Raw genomic sequence first — 15,254 nt, 5'->3', positions numbered from 1 at the left:
AGGCTGTTGTGAGGTGACCAGTGTAAGCCGGGCGGGGCGAGGGCGCGCCGGTCAGCAGGGGCGGCGCCGGGGCCGGGTGAAGGTGCGGGCCACGCAGGACGGGATCACCGCGGCCTCCTCGTGCGAGCGGGCCCGGTACGCGCTCGGGGTCTCGCCGACCAGCTCGGTGAAGCGGGAACTGAACGAGCCCAGGGAGGTGCAGCCGACGGCGAGGCAGACCTCGGTGACGCTGAGGTCGCCGCGGCGCAGCAGGGCCTTGGCGCGTTCGATGCGGCGGGTCATGAGGTAGCTGTACGGCGTCTCCCCGAAGGCCTTGCGGAAGCTCCGCTGGAAGTGGCCGGGCGACATCAGGGCGGTGCGGGCGAGTTCGGCCATGTCGAGGGGCTCGGCGTACTCGCGGTTCATGCGGTCGCGGGTCCGGCGCAGGCGGACGAGGTCTTCGCGCGTCACCCCGACAGCATGGCACGGCGGGTGCGCGTACGGTGCCGCTCACTCCGACGGCCCCTTCGCCACCCGTCGGCCGGGTGCCGGCCCGCGCCTGCCCCTCGGGGAACGGACCGCATCACGTTCCTCGCGGCGGTCGTCATCGTCATGGCGCCGGCCTTCGACTCGACCGACACCGAAGGGGCCCGCCCGGAGCATGCCCTGTCCGGCCGGGCCCCTTCCAGAGGCTTCGTGACCGCGGACCGTCGCGGTCCTCAGGCCTTCTCGGTCTCCTGGTGACGGGCCAGTTCGGTGACCTGCTGGGATCTTTCCTGTGGGGCGCTGACCCGGCTTTTCGGCGATCGGTGGCGATGGATGCGACGGTCTTGACCGGGTGTCTCGCGGACCGGGTGCGGACTGGCCTCGTGGCGGGGTGCGCGTGAGCCCGCGCCCGCCGCGCCGCGATGGCACCGGCGGCCGTGGTCACGACCGCGTCCACCGTGTCGAGGCGGTCGGCGGTCGGCGGTCGGCGGGCGGCGGGGGCGAGTCCGGCGCGCTCGGGGCGGTAGCCGGTGGTGAACTGCGTCTGGCCGCGGCAGGTCCGGGCCTCGGGGAGGTCCACGGTGTGGCCGAGCCGTTCCAGCAGGGCGACGACCGCCTGTCAGGTCCTGGGGAACACGGTGTCGTTGAAGCAGGTGAGGAACAGGGCTGTACGCCTGATGTGCGCCTGATGGGGAGAGGGGAGCCGCGGGGCGCGGGGGCGGAACGGGCCTGCTCCTGCGGGCGGGGCCGAGACCGGCGTCCGCCACGCGGGAGGCGTCGGTGACTTCGGTGGGGAAACCCGGTGGCCGGTGGACGGGCTGGTCGGTCACGAACATGACCCGTTCGGGCCGCCCCACGTGGAGGAGGGCTTCGGAGATGCGGGTACGGCCGCGCGACGTGGGGCTCATGACGGTCCCTCCGACCCTGTGTTCCGGGACGTGGACGAGGGGAACGGAGCATGCGAGGGCAACAGGCCCGAGGCGCGCAGGTCCGTCCAGAGGGCGTCGGGCACCGGCAGCCGGAGCATGTCGACGGTGTCGCGCACCTCTTCGGCCGACCGGGCACCGGTCAGCACGCTCGCCACGGCCTCGTGGCCGAAGGGGAAGCGCAGGGCGGCGGCCCGCAAGGGCACTCCGTGGCGCTCGCACACGGCCTTCAAACGCAGCGCCCGGTCCAGCAGGGGCCGGGGGGCCGGGGCGTAGTCGTAGCGCGCGCCCGGACCGGGATGGGCCAGTAGACCGGAGTTGAGAACACCTCCGATGATCACGCTACGGCCGCGGGCCGCGGCTTCGGGCAGCAGTTCGTCCAGGGCTCCGTGCTCAAGGAGCGTGTAACGCCCGGCGAGCAGGACGGTGTCCACGTCCGTGTCGCGGATGATGCGCGTGAGGGCCCGGGTCTGGTTCATGCCGGCCCCGATCGCCCCGACGACGCCCTCGGCCCGCAGCCGCTCCAGCGCCGGGTAGGCCTCGGCGAGCGCCTGGTCCAGGTGGTCGTCGGGGTCGTGGAGGAGTGCGACGTCGACGCGGTCCAGGCCGAGCCGTTCCAGGCTGGCCTCGAGGGAGCGCAGCACTCCGTCGGCGCTGAAGTCCCACACCCGGTGGTGGGTGGCGGCGACGGCGAAGCCGTTGGCGAGATCGTCACCGCCCGTGCCGCCGGGGATCAGGAGTCGGCCCACCTTCGTGGACACCGTGTACGCGTCCCGCGGTCGGCCGCGGAGGGCGGCGCCGAGCCTGCGTTCGGACAGGCCGAGGCCGTAGTGCGGGGCCGTGTCGAAGGTGCGGATGCCCGCGTCCCAGGCGGCGGCCACGGTGTCGGCCGCGGCCCGGTCGTCGAGGGGGGTGTAGAGGTTGCCCAGGGCGGCGGCGCCGAACGCCAGCTCGGTGACGCGGACCCCGCTGCCGCCCAGCACGGTGGTTCTCATGAGACCGGAACGGGACGGACACGCAGCCCATGCATGCCGCCGTCGACGGCGAGCGAGGTACCCGTGACCGACGCGGCGGCCGGGCTCACCAGGTAGCCGATGGCGGCGGCGACTTCGTCGACGGTGACGAGGCGGCCCAGGGGCTGGCGGGCGTTGAGGGCGGCGCGCTCGGCCTCCGGGTCGTCGGCGGCGTCCAGCAGCCGGCCCACCCAGGGCGTGTCCGTGGTGCCGGGGTTGACGCAGTTGACGCGGATGCCCTCGCGGATGTGGTCGGCGGCCATCGCGAGGGTCAGCGACAGGACCGCGCCCTTGCTCGCGCAGTACAGGGCGCGCTGCGGCAGCCCGGCGGTGGCGCCGATGGAGCAGGTGTTGACGACGGAGGCGGTCCCGGGCCGGGACCGTGCGGCCTCCCGCAGGTACGGCAGGGCCGCGCGAGTCGTCCGCACGATGCCCAGCACATTGATGTCGAGGACGGCATGCCACTGCTCGTCCGACTGGTCCTCCACCGTACCGACGGCGCCGACCCCGGCGTTGTTGACCAGGATGTCGAGGCCGCCCAGGTCTCGCGCCGCCGATTCGACGGCCGCGCGCACGGACCCGTCGTCACCGACGTCGGTCCGGTAGCCCGACAACGGGTGGGGGACCCCGTCCGGGTTCAGGTCCAGGACTGCGACGCGGGCGCCGCGCTCGGAGAGGAGCCGGGCCGTGGCCAGCCCGATACCGGAAGCGCCACCGGTGACCAGGGCGCCAAGGCCCTGCAGATCCTTGCTCATACGTGCGTGGCCTTCTGGGGTACGTCGGCCGGCCGACCTTGGGTAGGTGTTCGAACGCGAGGCGGCCGCGCGCGGGCTCACAGGCCGGGTCCCGCGTCGCCGTGACGGTCTCACGTACGGTCGCGTGCCTGCCGATGCCACCGGACGAGGCCGGTTCCTCGGTCCGGTACGGCCCGAATCGCTCCGGCGTCCCGGTTCGAGCGACCGGCTCGTCGATGGTCGGCCATGGAGCGTCGCGGACCGCGGTACCGGCGTCGACGGCCAGGACCTCGCCGGCCTTCGGCTTGATCCGGGCGGGGCCACCGGCGACGGACCGCCTCGCTGTGCCAGGCCGGCGCGCAGGGCGCTCGTCAGCTCGGTGGCGGTGGCCACACCGGGTACGACCGGGACGCCCAGCCGCCGGCACCGGGCGACGACGTCGAGGCCGAGGCCGGGGGACACGACGAAGCGGGCCCCGGCGGCCACGGCCCGTTCCGCCTGCTCGGCGGTGAGGACCGGGCCCGCGCCGACGGTCGGTCCGCCGTGCGCCGCCATGGTCGTGAGCACCCGCTCGGCCGACGGGGTGCGGAAGGTGACCTCGGCGCGCCCCGCTCCGCCCGCGGCGAGCGCCTCGGCGAGCGGGGCGGCGAGCGGGGCGGCGAGCGGGGCGGCGAGCGGGGCGGCCGTGCCGGGGCCGGCCACCGTGGGCACGGGCAGGACCCGGGAGCCGGCCGGCATGGACGCCAGGTCGGTGCCGCTCATCTGCCGAGCCATCCGCCGTCGACGGGCAGGACCGTGCCGTGGACGTACCGGGCGGCGTCGGAGGCGAGGAAGACGGTGGCGCCCGCGAGGTCGTCGGCCTGGCCCCAGCGTCCGGCCGGTATCCGCTCCAGAATGGCCCGGCTGCGCGCCGGATCGTCCCGCAGGGCCTGGGTGTTGTCGGTGGCGATGTAGCCGGGGGCGATGGCGTTGACGTTGACGCCGTGCGGCGCCCACTCGTTGGCGAGGGCCTTGGCCAGGCCGGTGATGCCGTGCTTGGCGGCGGTGTAGCCGGGGACGTTGATCCCGCCCTGGAAGCTCAGCAGCGACGCCGTGAAGATGACCTTGCCTCCGCCGCGGGCCACCATGGCCGCGCCGACGGCCCGGGTGAGGGCGAACTGGGCGCCGAGGTCGACCTGGAGCACCACCTCCCAGTCGGCGTCGGTGTGCTCGGCGGCCGGAGCACGGCGGATGGTGCCCGCGTTGTTCACCAGGATGTCCACCGGCCTGTCGCGCCCCGCGAGGTCCGCACCGAGCGCGCGTACGGCGGCCGGGTCGGCGAAGTCGGCGCGGACCGCCTCGAAGCTCCGGCCCGCGTCGAGCACGTCCTTCTCCACCGCGCTGCCGGACTCCTCCAACCGCGCGCTCACACCGATCACGTCCGCGCCCGCCTCGGCCAGGGCACGGGCCATCGCCCGGCCGATGCCCCGCCGGGCACCGGTGACGACCGCGAGCCGGCCGGTCAGATCGAAGAGACTCATGCGGCTTCTCCCTCGGAGCGATCGGTGCAGTCGAGCAGGACCTTCATCACGTCGCCGCCCGCTTCGAGGACGTCGAAGGCCGAGGAGGCCTCGGCGAGCGGGACGACCTTGCTGATGAGCCGATCGGCGGGGACGGTACCGTCCGCCACCAGTGTCACCGCCCGCTCGAAGTCGTCACGGTCGTACAACCGGGCGCCCACGATGGTGAGTTCGCGCCAGAAGAACCGGTGCAGGTTCACCTCGCGGGGCCGTGGGTGGATGGCGACCAGGCACAGTCGGCCGCGCACCGCCAGGACGTCGACCGCCGTCTCGACCCCGGCGGCTGCGCCGGACACCTCGAACGCGACGTCCGCGCCCGCGCCCGCGGTCCACTCCGCGACCAGCTCCGCCACGTCCCGCGCGGCGGGGTCCCACGTGGTCAGGCCCAGTTCTTCGGCGAGCAGCCGGCGGTGGGTGCCCGGCTCCACGACACGTACCTCGGCTCCGGAGGCGCGCGCGACCAGGGCGATGAGGACTCCGACCGGGCCGCCGCCCACGACCACGACCCGCTCGCCGGCGCGGACCTGCGCGCGGCCCACGTCGTGGACGGCGACGGCGGTGGGCTCGACGAGTGCCGCGCGATCCAGGGGCAGCGTGTCGGGCAGGCGGACGAGAACGGACGCGGGCACGGTCCAGCGCTGCTGCATCGCGCCGGGGGAGTCGATGCCGATGAAGTCGAGGTGGTGGCAGATGTGCCGGTGGCCCGCCGCGCAGGCCGGGCAGGTGCCGTCCCAGCGCAGTGGCATCACGGTCACGTGGTCGCCGGGCCGCCAGCCCTCGACGTCCGCTCCCACCCGCACGATCCGGCCGGACATCTCGTGGCCGATGACGGCCGGGGCGGCGACCCGGGTGTCCATGTCACCGTGGAAGATGTGCAGGTCGGTGCCGCAGATGCCGACATAGGCCGGGGCCAGCTCCACCTCGCCCGGACCGGGCGGCGAAGTCGACGCGGGGGCCGTGTCGAGGCTGCGGGCACCGACGTAGCGCACCGCGAGCACGTCTGTCATGAGGGGGAGTCCTTTCGAGGGGTGGGGCGGGTGGCCGGGGCCAGGCGGTAGAAACGTGTCGCGGTGCCGGCCAGCACCGCCTCGGTGTCGGTGGCGGAACAGCCGGTCAGCAGTTCGTCCATCGCGTCCGCCCAGCGGTTCCAGCCGCCGGCGAGGACGCAGACCGGCCAGTCCGAGCCGAACATCAGCCGGTCGGGACCGAAGGACGACATGAGAACGTCCCACACCGGGCGGATGTCGTCCGTCGTCCATGCCTCGTGGTCGGCCTCGGTGACGAGTCCGGACACCTTGCACACGACGTGGGGATGTCCGGCGAGCAGCCGGATCTGACGTTCCCAGCCGTCCAGATCCCCCTTCGCCAGTGCGGGCTTGCCCGCGTGGTTCAGCACCAGCGGCAGGTCGGGGAAGCGCTGGGCGAGCCGGACGGCACTGGGCAGCTGGTGGGCGCGGACCAGCACGTCGTAGGCCAGTCCGCGCCGCCTCACCTGCGCCAGTCCCCGCTCCACGTCCGGACGTTGCAGCCAGTCGGGGTCGCTCTCGGACTGGACCAGGTGCCGCAGTGACCGCAGATACCGGCCCCCCGGTCCGGCGAGCAGGCCGTCGAGGGTGGCACCGACGGCCGGCGAGGTGAGGTCGGCCCAGCCGACCACCGCGCCGAGCAGGGCGTCCTGTTCCGCGATCGCGAGCAGGTCCCGTGTCTCGGGGACGGACGCGATGCACTGGACGGCGACCGTGGCCGCCGGCCGGCGACCGGCGATCGGACGGGTCGCGTCCGATCGCAGGTCGCCGAGGGTGAAGCTGCGCCGCAGGGGCGCCAGGGAGGGCTCGTCGAGCCATGCCTGTGGGCGCTCGGTGAGGTCCCACAGGTGGTGGTGGGCGTCGACGAGGACGGGGGTGCTGGAGGTCACTGAACGGTCCACTGCTGGTTGGCCTGGTTGAGGGACATCCACTGGTCGATCACGGCGCCGTTGGAGGTGGAGTTGTTGTAGACCTCCATGGCCTGCTTGGACTCGTAGTTGCGGATGACATAGCCGGTGGGGGCCGTCTCGAAGTACCAGAGCTGGTTGTTGCCGCCGCTGTAAGTCCACTGCACGAGTGCGTTGCCCCTGGAATGCGACAGGTTGTAGTCGTCCAGGACCTTGCCGCTGTTGCGGTTGACGATCTTGTACAGGTCCCCGCTGACCTTGACGATGTTCCACTGCTGGTTGGTGCCGGAGTTGGCCGCCCACTGGTCGACGGTGCCGCCGTCGGCGGTGGAGTTGTTGTAGACCTCGGCCAGCAGCCCGCTGCCCACGTTCTTGAGCGTGTAGTACGTCGACGGGTCGAAGGACGGTGTCGCGACGGCGTCCTCCAGCGCGCCGCCCGCCTCTTGCACGCTGAAGTCACCGATGTAGAAGTAGCCGCCGTCCGTCTTGGCGACGCGGAGGTACCGGAACTTCTGCCGTGCGTCGATCTTGGCCGTCAGGGTCGCGCCGTACGGCAGGGCCGTCGCGTCGCGGCGTCCCAGCACCGTGTACGTGGCGAACGTGGGGTCGTTGGAGCCGCGCACCTCGAAGTTGGCGCGGGTCGCGGACTGGTCGATGTCCTGGCGGGTGGTGAGGGAGAACTGCCCCAGGGCGTAGGCCTGGCCGAGGTCGACCTGCCACCAGGCCGAGGTGTCGGCGGCGGTGGGCGACCAGCCGGTGGCGGGGGCGTTGTCGTTGGCCTTGGCTGCCGCCCAGGTCGAGCCGTACACGGAGGAGGCCGTCGCCGTCCTGCCATAGGCGAGGTTGATCTTCGCCAGGAGCCCCTGGTAGGCGGACTGGAGTCCGGATGCCTCGATGACCGCGCTGCCGGACGTGGCGTTCGCGGACAGGGTGACGTTGGAGCCGTTGGCGTTCTGCTGGATGAAGTTGGCCGTGCGCGACAGGACGTTGTTCGCCACGGTCAGGTTGTTCGAGCCCTCGTCGAGGTAGATGCCGGCCACTGCCGAGGTGCACGCGGTGGGGGAGCGGACCACGTCGTGGATGTAGTTCTCGTTGATGACCGTGCCGGGGTCGTTGGACAGGTGGTAGATGCCGGCGGTGTCGCAGAGCTGGTTCTGCACGTTGCCGATGCGGTTGTGACTGATGGAGTTGGAGCCCTCGGCGTTGGTGGCGGACTGCCAGCCCCAGCCCAGCGAGATGCCCGCCCAGGGGGAGTCGGAGATGTCGTTGTGGTCGATGGTGGTTCCGTGGACGAAGCCCGCGTTGACGCCGGCGGTGCCCAGGTAGTCCTGGCCGGTGCGGTTGATCAGGTTGTTGGTGATCGCGACGCCGGTGACGACCTCGCGGGTGTCCTCGCCCGCCGGTGACGTGGGCGGGTTGTAGACGGTGTGGTATTCGACGGTGGGATCGGAGAACTTGCCGACGGTGATTCCGTTGCCGGCGACATCGGTGACGATGTTGCCCGTCACGGTGGAGTCGTGGACCCCGTGGTGGAGGTCGAGGGCGGTGGAGCCCATCTGCGTGAAGGAGTTGCCGAGGAAGGACAGGTCGTCGGCGTCGGCGGCGTACACACCTGCCGGAGGACGGTTGACGTACTGGTTGTTGCTGGTGTCGGCGGAGATGTTGTAGTTGCCGCCCTGGGCGTTGAGCAAGCCGTTCCGGGTGGCCTCGGTCCAGTTGGTCCGGGTGAAGGTGATGCCGGAGAACCGCAGGTCGTGGACCGGGGAGTCGAGGCTGTCGCCCTGGATGTCGAAGAGCGTCTCCAGCGTCGGCACCTGCACCGTGGCCGTCGACATGTCCTCGCCCGCGCGGGGCTTGTAGTAGAGCGTGTGGGTGCTGCCGTCGAGGTAGAACTCTCCCGGTTCGTCGAGGAACTCGTGAGCGTTCTCGAAGTGGAACGGGGAGCCGTTGGACAGCAGCGGGTAGGGGCGCTTGAAGAGGATGCCGGCTTCGTGGTCCTGGATGGTCACGCTCGCCACGCCGTTGCTGGTGGTGTACGACTTCAGCCGTAGGTAGTTCTCCGCCCACTGCAGCTGGAGCACCATCTCGACCTTGCTGAACTGGTCCCAGTCCGAGATCTGCGAGCCGGCGATCTTCAGCACCTGGTTGGTCTTGTCACCGGACTGGAGCTGGAAGTCGGAGCCCACGTCGGGATAACGGGCCCGGGTACCGCGCACCCCGTTGACGTAGAGCTGCCGGAAGTCGAGGCTGCCGACGGACGCCTTGTACTGGCCGTCGGTGGCGGGGGTCCAGCCGGTGATCGTCTGCGCGCTGCTGATCACGGGGGTCTCGGAACCGTACGCCTGGTAGACCACCGTGTGCCCGTTGCTGCCTGAGTCGGCCGTGGTGAAGTCGACAGCACTGGTGAGGCGGTACGTTCCGCCGCGCAGGTTCACCACGATGTCCCCGGACATGTCCGAGTTGACGGCGCGCACCGCGTCGCGGGCGTGCTGGATCGTCTTGAAGGCGGACGCGGTACTGGTTCCGGAGTTGCTGTCGCTGCCGTTCGTCGGGTCGACGTAGAAGTTCATGTCGGCGGCGTGCGCGGACTGGGCGGGGAGGACCACTGCCGTGGCTATCAGCAGTGTCTGGAGCAGTCCTGCGATGAGGCGTGCTCGTCTCATCCGGTGGTTCTCCTTCCTGGAGCGCGTCGCGGTGCGTCCCGTGCATCACGCGTCGCGGGGGTGCGGTGGCCCGCGTGGCCGCCTATGCGGTGCCCGGCTCGGTGAGGTGCCAGATCTCGGGGATGTCGGTCCACTGGCCGCCGGTGCCACGGTCGGGCCAGGGTTCCTGACACGGATCGGTGAGTTTCCACCACTCCTGCGTCTCGGGGTCGGCCTCGATCGTCGCGATGTCGGCTTCGAAGTCATTGCCGTGGTACTCGAAGTACGCGAAGAGGACGTCGTCGTGCAGGAAGATGCTGTAGTTGCGGATGTTGGCCCGGAGCAGAGCGGCCTCGACGCCGGGCCAGACGGCGGAGTGGAGCTCGAGGTACTCCTCGCGCCGTTCGGGACGGAGCCTGATGGTCTGGGCGATGCGCTTCACCGTGCCTCCTCGCGCTCGGTGGCGGACGTCTCGTCGGATCGCGTCGGGAACGGCGAGCGGTAGCTGGGGGTGCGGGTACGCGGCAGCAGCCGGAGTACGAGCCGTGTCCGCGAGGACGCTGGGAGCCGGACGGTCAGGTAGGGTCCGCCGCACGCCGACTCCGCCTCGGTGACGACGGGTTCGCCGTGGCCGTAGTCGTACATGTCGCCGACCCATGTGTCGTCGTCGCAGGTCGTGTACCGGACGGAGGCGATGGTGTGCTCGGCGAAGGCGCCGGCCTGTACGATCACCGTCCGCGCGGACTCGGGGGAGAGGTTGACGAGTTCGACGGTGGTGGCCTCGGGGTCGATGGAGGTGACCAGCGCGGCCACGTCCGGCGGGAGGCCCGCGCGGCGAGCGTCGGCGTCGTGGTACCGCAGCCGGGCCTGCTGCAGGCCGCCGTTGTACAGCACCTGGGGTCCGCCCCACGTCAGCTGGACGAGGGCCTCGGTGACCACCGGGTTCGACTGCTGCCACACGTGGATGTCGGCCTCGGGCACGTCCAGGCCCCGGTAGCGGTCCATACGGGCCAGCCGGTGACGGACCTGAGCCTGCGCCGCGGCGAGGATCCGCTCGGGATAACCGGGGTCGTCACCGGCGAGGAAGGCCAGCCACGCCTCCTCGTGCCCGGACTCCTCCTTGGCCCGGAACGGCCGCACGGTCCGCCAGTCGATGCCGGACCCCTCCCGGATCCGCTCCAGCCGGGCCTTGTCGGGTTCGGCGGCCGTGTGGTGCCACAGCGCCACCGGTACGGCGGGGGTGACCGGGTTGTAGTCGAACCACCCGGAGTCCTTGTACCGGAAAGGGACATGGAGCGTCGGTGTGTGGATGTCGGGCCCGAGCTGGGCCAGCCACTTGGAGGGGAGGCTGGAGTCGGCCTCGGTGAAGGCCATCACCTTGCCCTCGGAGAGCAGGATGTCCAGGGTGCCGGTCACCATGGACAGGTAGCCGTCGTCCCCGGTGACGGTCGCCGCGGCGAGCGCGGCCACACAGGCCGCGTGGCCGACGCTGTGCCATCCGTGCGGCCAGGACCAGCCGTAGTGCCCGCCGTACCAGCGGCCCTCGTGCCGGCTGCCGACGACCCCGTCGGGGCCGACGTTGTCGGGGATGAGCCCGTCACCCGCCGCCGCGCGCTCCTTCCACGCGCCGACGTACTCCACGATCCAGTCGCGGTAGCGTTCCTCGCCCGACAGGATCCAGGCGTTGAGGACCAGCCCGGCCGCGGCGAGGTTGACGGCGGTGTCGCCGACGCCCATCCGCTCCCGCATCTCTTCACCGAGCCGGGGATCGGCCGACAGCGGGGCCTTCGGCGCGCCGTCGGGCAGGATCCAGTCGAGCGGGAAGCCGTAGGTCTCGGCCTCCTTGGGCAGCCAGGGGTAGACCTCACCGTCGAACAGGCCCGTGCGCTCGGGATCGCTGCCGTTGTGCGGGCGGGTGATGATGCGGTGCCCGGGGTCGTAGTTGCCCTTCGCCGGGTCGACGTACAGCTCGGCGAACCTCAGCGCGCGCTCCGACCAGCGCTCGGGTGCGGCCATGCACAGGAAGTAGAGCAGCAGCAGGCTCTCGCCCTGGTGGAACCAGTCGTAGCCACGCTCGAACTCGTCGCGCAGCATGCCCAGTTCGGTGAGCTGCCGGGTGACGCCCTCCCAGTGGCGCTCGCTCGCGGGAAGCAGGTCGTCGGCGCCGCCGAGGAGGTACAGCTGCGGCCAGTTGAAGAAGACCTCGTAGAAGTCGTCCACGCCGTCACGGGTGGTGAGCGTGTCGCTGTAGTTCAGCCGTCCGTCGGGACCGGTGAAGTCGCGTGCGAAACGGCGCCAGGCGTGGTCGAGCAGGTCGAAGAGCTCGCGCTGGGCGATCGCCCAGCCCGGCACTTCGAGCAGCGGAACGGTCGCTCGTATCCCGAGCGGCGACGCCGGGTCGCCGGAGGCCGGGGTGTCCTCGCCAGGTGCGTGCTCGGCAGGACTGAAGGGCATGGGAAGGATCTCCGTTCAGGGGGGCGGGGACGTGTGGGACGGCCCACACGTGACAGGGCGGCCTCCGGGCTCGGACGGGCCGGTCTCCGGCTCGGGCGGCCCGGGAGAAACCGGCCCGGGGCGTCACTCCTTGGTGGCTCCCGCGAGCATTCCGGCGACCAGGAAGCGTTGCGAGAAGAGGAAGACGACCAGCACGGGGGTGATGGCGAGCAGCGTGGCCAGGGCGAGCTGGGGCCGCTGGATCGCCAGCGAGCCGACCGTCGGGTTGAAGGACGGCACGCTGCTGAGCAGGGTGCCGACACCGACCTGCACGGGCATCTGGTCGCTCTCGGGGAGCATCACGTACGGCAGGAAGTAGTTGGTCCAGTTGGCGACGAAGCTGAAGAACCCGACGAGCGCGATGACCGGTGTCGCCAGCGGCAGAGCCACATGACGGAAGACCGCGAACTCCGTGCAGCCGTCCATCCGGGCGGCCGCCAGCAGGTCCCTCGGTACGGCCGTGGTGAAGTAGATGTAGGTCAGGTACACACCGAACGGATAGAACGCGTACGGCAGGATGATCGACCACATCGTGCCGATCAGATGCACCGCGTTGATCTCCAGGAAGAGCGGCACCACCAGGGTGGCGTTCGGCATGAGCATCACGATCAGCGTGGAGACCAGCAGGAACCGCCGGCCGCGGAACTCCGTCATCGCCAGGGCGTATCCGGCCGGGACGGCGACACACAGGGTGATCACCAGGGACACGCCCGCGTACAGGGCCGAGTTGCGCAGCCACAGCAGGATCGCGTTGTCCTGGAAGGCGGTGAGCGCGTCCCAGTTGGCCCTGAGCGCGTGCCAGGACCCGAAGGAGAGGGGGCTGCCGTGGACCAGCTGCTGGTCGGTCTTGGTGGACGCGAGGACGAGCCAGAGCACCGGCAGCACGAAGAACGCCACGAACGCGGTCAGTACGGCGGCGACCAGCAGCCGGGAGCCGGCGCGCCGGGCGGGCCCGCCGCGTCGCCGGGGTATCGGCCGGGGCACGGGGCTCATGTCGCTCTCCTCCGGCCGCGGACGCGCGGTGGCGTCGGCCGGGCCCGCATGGGTCTTAGTCGGCATCGAAGAATCCAGACCGTGTGACGAAGACGGCGGCGGCCGACAGGCTGACGACCAGCAGTTCGACCGAGATCGCGGCGGCGCCGTTGATGTTGTTCATCTGGAAGGCGAAGTCGTACGACAACTGGTTGAGCGAGTAGTCGCGGCCGGCCACGCCGACGCTCGCCAGGGACAGCAGTTGCGGTTCGACGAAGAGCTGCGCGCCGCCCGCGAAGGCGAGGATCACCATGTAGACGATCCACTTGCGCAGCATGGGAATCTGCACGTGCCAGGCGGTCTGCCAGGGGCCCGAGCCGTCGATGCGGGCGGCCTCCATCACGTCCTTGGGGATGTTGTTGAGCGCGCCGTAGATGACGACGATCCATCCGCCGGCGCCGGTCCAGAACGCGATGATCGTGAACAGCAGAGGCAGATGACCGGGGGCGATCACCTCACCGAAGGTGTGGTAGCCCAGCCCCTCCAGCAGCGCACTGACGGGGCTGACCGTGGGATCGAGCATGAACAGCCACACCAGCACGCTCGCGGCGCCCGCCAGGGCTCCGGGGATGTAGAAGAGGAACCGCAGTGCCTTCCCCGTGGTGCCCGAGGCCAGCCGGTGCAGCAGCAGCGCCAGGCCCACCACGATCACCACCAGCGATACCAGCCAGAACAGCAGGTAGAGCGCGACATGCCCGACGGCCGGTACGAACCGGAAGTCCTGGGCTGCGGTGGTGAAGTTGGCGAGGCCGGTGAACGAGCCGCCCGAGTCGGTGAAGGCGAAGTACACGGCGTAGGCGGTGGGCACGACCCCGAAGGCGAACAGCAGCACGACATACGCGGCGACGAACGCCACGCCGGCCCGGCTCTGCCGGAGGCCGCCACGGGGGCGACGGGAGGCAGAGCCGGCCGAGGAGTGGGTCAGAGTCACTGGGAGACCTTGTATCCGTCGGACTTGGCGTACTTGACGATGGCGTCCTGCCACGCGGGCAGCAGCGAGACGATGCTCTTGCCCTGGGTCATGCCGGGCTTGACCGTGGCCGCCCAAATCGCCTCCTGGCTGAACTGGCCGGAGCCCCAGCCGGACCAGACCTGCGTCGAGGCGTCCTTGAGGACACCGATGTCCCCGGCGAAGTACCCCGAGGCGTTCTGCTGCTTCAGCCAGGTCTCCGCCGCGGGTGCGTAGGCCGGGAAACCGGGCGCCTCCTTGCCCTGATAGGCCTGGTCCGTGGTGACCCAGATCAGGAAGTCGGTGGCCGCCTTGAGATGAGCCGACCGCTTCGAGAGCAGCCAGGTGCCACCGCCCACGTTGCCGGTGGAGGGCGAGGTCTCACCGCTCCACTGCGGTATCGGCGCCGCCCCGATCGTCTTGGCCGGCGTCTTGAGGGTGTCCTTGAAGACCGCGCCGCCGAACCAGGCGGGTCCGGGCATCAGCAGCACCTTGTCGGCCTGGTTCTTGGCGAAGTCGGTGCTGAACACGCCGCTGGTCGACATGGACTTGTTCTTGATGAGCACGTCCATGAGCTTGGCCATCTTGGTGCATGCGTCGCTGCTGGTGTTCACCGAGACGGACTTGGCGCCGGTGATGTGGTTGGCGCCGCACTTGCTCGCCCACAGGTAGATCTCCGGGGTGAAGGAGTCGCCCGCGTCACCCACCAGGTAGCCGGGGTGCTCCTTGGCCACCTTCTCGCCCAGCTTCTGGTACTCCTCCCAGGTCGTCGGGACCTGGTAGCCGAACTTCTTCATCAGCGGAGCGTTGTACCAGAGCACGGCCTGCGAGAGGTCGTTGCGCAGACAGTAGACGGTGCCGTCGACCGTGCAGACGTCGTTGGCACCCTTGGCGAAATTCCCGAGGGTCGCCTCGGAGACGAGGCCCTTGTTCAGCGGGGCCACGAAGTTCGCGTCGACCGCCCAGGTCACCTCGTTGTTCTGCGAGCTGAAGACGACGTCGGGCCAGCCCTTTCCGGTGCGGTTGAACAACTGGACCTTCGTCTGGAGGTAGTTCGAGCCGTTCGCGTCGCCGTCGTAGGTGACGATGTCCATCTTCACGTCGGGGTGCTGTGCCTGGTACAGCTTCGCGGCGGCGACCCGGGTCGAGTCCACCCACACGGTGAACGCCCCGTCCTTCTGTGCGACCTGCGCGAAACCGTCCTTGGTGGTGGTGGTGCCCGTCCCTCCTCCTCCGCAGGCCGTGGCGGCCACCATCACCGTCGCCGCGCACCCGGCCACGAGCATCGATCGTCGGCCGGCCGACGCTCTCACACGGTGGGACGGTGTCTTCGTTGCGGTCATCAGTAACTCCACTACGTTGTGGGCGCCCGTGCGGAGCGCGGAGTGCATGTGACGAGGCGACGATCGGCCGTACCCGCTTGAGTCGCGCCTTGTCGCGGAAGAAATTAGGCGCCTTATCAAGGTAGCGGTCAAGAGGATGAGCAGTCACAGTTTTAACTTCCTCAC

Annotated in this window: 12 protein-coding genes and 2 pseudogenes; all 14 read right to left on the bottom strand. The window is 70.6% G+C overall.

What is annotated here, in order from left to right; genetic code table 11:
- Positions 1–51: 51 nt before the first annotated feature.
- The 14 genes and pseudogenes from ABZX30_RS14975 to ABZX30_RS14910 all read right to left on the bottom strand — a co-directional run bounded on the left by ABZX30_RS14975 (position 52) and on the right by ABZX30_RS14910 (position 15,089).
- Positions 52–450 (bottom strand): helix-turn-helix transcriptional regulator, encoded by a 399-nt coding sequence (locus ABZX30_RS14975; RefSeq protein WP_355933389.1) that lies wholly within the window; start codon positions 448–450, stop codon positions 52–54.
- Between the two features lie 529 nt (positions 451–979).
- Positions 980–1,144, bottom strand: a pseudogene (locus tag ABZX30_RS14970) (heterodisulfide reductase-related iron-sulfur binding cluster); the annotation flags it as partial.
- 225 nt (positions 1,145–1,369) lie between these two features.
- Positions 1,370–2,386, bottom strand: a complete 1,017-nt coding sequence (locus ABZX30_RS14965) for an aldo/keto reductase (RefSeq protein WP_355933387.1) — start codon at positions 2,384–2,386, stop codon at positions 1,370–1,372.
- Positions 2,383–3,159 carry an SDR family oxidoreductase gene (locus ABZX30_RS14960; RefSeq protein WP_355933431.1) on the bottom strand — a complete coding sequence of 259 codons (777 nt, stop codon included), beginning with the start codon at positions 3,157–3,159 and terminating at the stop codon, positions 2,383–2,385. Before ABZX30_RS14960 ends, ABZX30_RS14965 begins: the two co-directional genes overlap by 4 nt.
- 336 nt (positions 3,160–3,495) lie before the next feature.
- Positions 3,496–3,876 (bottom strand): annotated as a pseudogene (locus ABZX30_RS14955) (keto-deoxy-phosphogluconate aldolase); the annotation flags it as partial.
- 20 nt (positions 3,877–3,896) lie between these two features.
- Entirely contained in the window at positions 3,897–4,658 is a 762-nt protein-coding gene (locus ABZX30_RS14950; protein WP_355933384.1) for an SDR family oxidoreductase, read from the bottom strand.
- Positions 4,655–5,704: an alcohol dehydrogenase catalytic domain-containing protein gene (locus ABZX30_RS14945; RefSeq protein WP_355933381.1), complete on the bottom strand. Its 1,050-nt coding sequence runs from the start codon at positions 5,702–5,704 to the stop codon at positions 4,655–4,657. Before ABZX30_RS14945 ends, ABZX30_RS14950 begins: the two co-directional genes overlap by 4 nt.
- The gene (locus tag ABZX30_RS14940; RefSeq protein ID WP_355933378.1) at positions 5,701–6,612 is read right to left on the bottom strand and encodes an amidohydrolase family protein; all 912 of its coding nucleotides are present in this window, start codon (positions 6,610–6,612) and stop codon (positions 5,701–5,703) included. The genes ABZX30_RS14945 and ABZX30_RS14940 overlap by 4 nt, the downstream gene beginning before the upstream one ends.
- Entirely contained in the window at positions 6,609–9,293 is a 2,685-nt protein-coding gene (locus ABZX30_RS14935; RefSeq protein ID WP_355933375.1) for an RICIN domain-containing protein, read from the bottom strand. Before ABZX30_RS14935 ends, ABZX30_RS14940 begins: the two co-directional genes overlap by 4 nt.
- 82 nt (positions 9,294–9,375) lie before the next feature.
- Positions 9,376–9,714 (bottom strand): L-rhamnose mutarotase, encoded by a 339-nt coding sequence (locus ABZX30_RS14930; protein ID WP_355933372.1) that lies wholly within the window; start codon positions 9,712–9,714, stop codon positions 9,376–9,378.
- Positions 9,711–11,726: a hypothetical protein gene (locus tag ABZX30_RS14925; protein ID WP_355933370.1), complete on the bottom strand. Its 2,016-nt coding sequence runs from the start codon at positions 11,724–11,726 to the stop codon at positions 9,711–9,713. Before ABZX30_RS14925 ends, ABZX30_RS14930 begins: the two co-directional genes overlap by 4 nt.
- Before the next feature lie 123 nt (positions 11,727–11,849).
- A complete protein-coding gene (locus tag ABZX30_RS14920; RefSeq protein ID WP_355933367.1) occupies positions 11,850–12,758 on the bottom strand; it encodes a carbohydrate ABC transporter permease in 909 nt (302 codons plus the stop codon).
- Positions 12,759–12,813: 55 nt separating this feature from the next.
- The gene (locus ABZX30_RS14915) at positions 12,814–13,728 is read right to left on the bottom strand and encodes a sugar ABC transporter permease (protein ID WP_355933364.1); all 915 of its coding nucleotides are present in this window, start codon (positions 13,726–13,728) and stop codon (positions 12,814–12,816) included.
- On the bottom strand, positions 13,725–15,089 hold the full coding sequence (locus ABZX30_RS14910) for a carbohydrate ABC transporter substrate-binding protein (RefSeq protein ID WP_355933361.1): 1,365 nt from the start codon (positions 15,087–15,089) through the stop codon (positions 13,725–13,727). The genes ABZX30_RS14915 and ABZX30_RS14910 overlap by 4 nt, the downstream gene beginning before the upstream one ends.
- Positions 15,090–15,254: the final 165 nt, after the last annotated feature.

It is taken from the genome of Streptomyces sp. NPDC004542, assembly GCF_040610035.1.
Taxonomy (GTDB): Bacteria; Actinomycetota; Actinomycetes; order Streptomycetales; family Streptomycetaceae; genus Streptomyces.
Note: the sequence above shows the minus strand (reverse complement) of the source record. Positions and strands in the feature narration are given on the sequence as shown.

Excerpts from the sequence above, each read along its gene's own strand:
- ABZX30_RS14925 (WP_355933370.1), bottom strand. The coding sequence starts at position 11,726 with ATGCCCTTCAGTCCTGCCGAGCACGCACCTGGCGAGGACACCCCGGCC.
- ABZX30_RS14950 (WP_355933384.1), bottom strand. The coding sequence starts at position 4,658 with ATGAGTCTCTTCGATCTGACCGGCCGGCTCGCGGTCGTCACCGGTGCC.
- ABZX30_RS14920 (WP_355933367.1), bottom strand. The coding sequence starts at position 12,758 with ATGAGCCCCGTGCCCCGGCCGATACCCCGGCGACGCGGCGGGCCCGCC.
- ABZX30_RS14965 (WP_355933387.1), bottom strand. The coding sequence starts at position 2,386 with ATGAGAACCACCGTGCTGGGCGGCAGCGGGGTCCGCGTCACCGAGCTG.
- ABZX30_RS14960 (WP_355933431.1), bottom strand. The coding sequence starts at position 3,159 with ATGAGCAAGGATCTGCAGGGCCTTGGCGCCCTGGTCACCGGTGGCGCT.
- ABZX30_RS14935 (WP_355933375.1), bottom strand. The coding sequence starts at position 9,293 with ATGAGACGAGCACGCCTCATCGCAGGACTGCTCCAGACACTGCTGATA.
- ABZX30_RS14945 (WP_355933381.1), bottom strand. The coding sequence starts at position 5,704 with ATGACAGACGTGCTCGCGGTGCGCTACGTCGGTGCCCGCAGCCTCGAC.
- ABZX30_RS14910 (WP_355933361.1), bottom strand. The coding sequence starts at position 15,089 with ATGACCGCAACGAAGACACCGTCCCACCGTGTGAGAGCGTCGGCCGGC.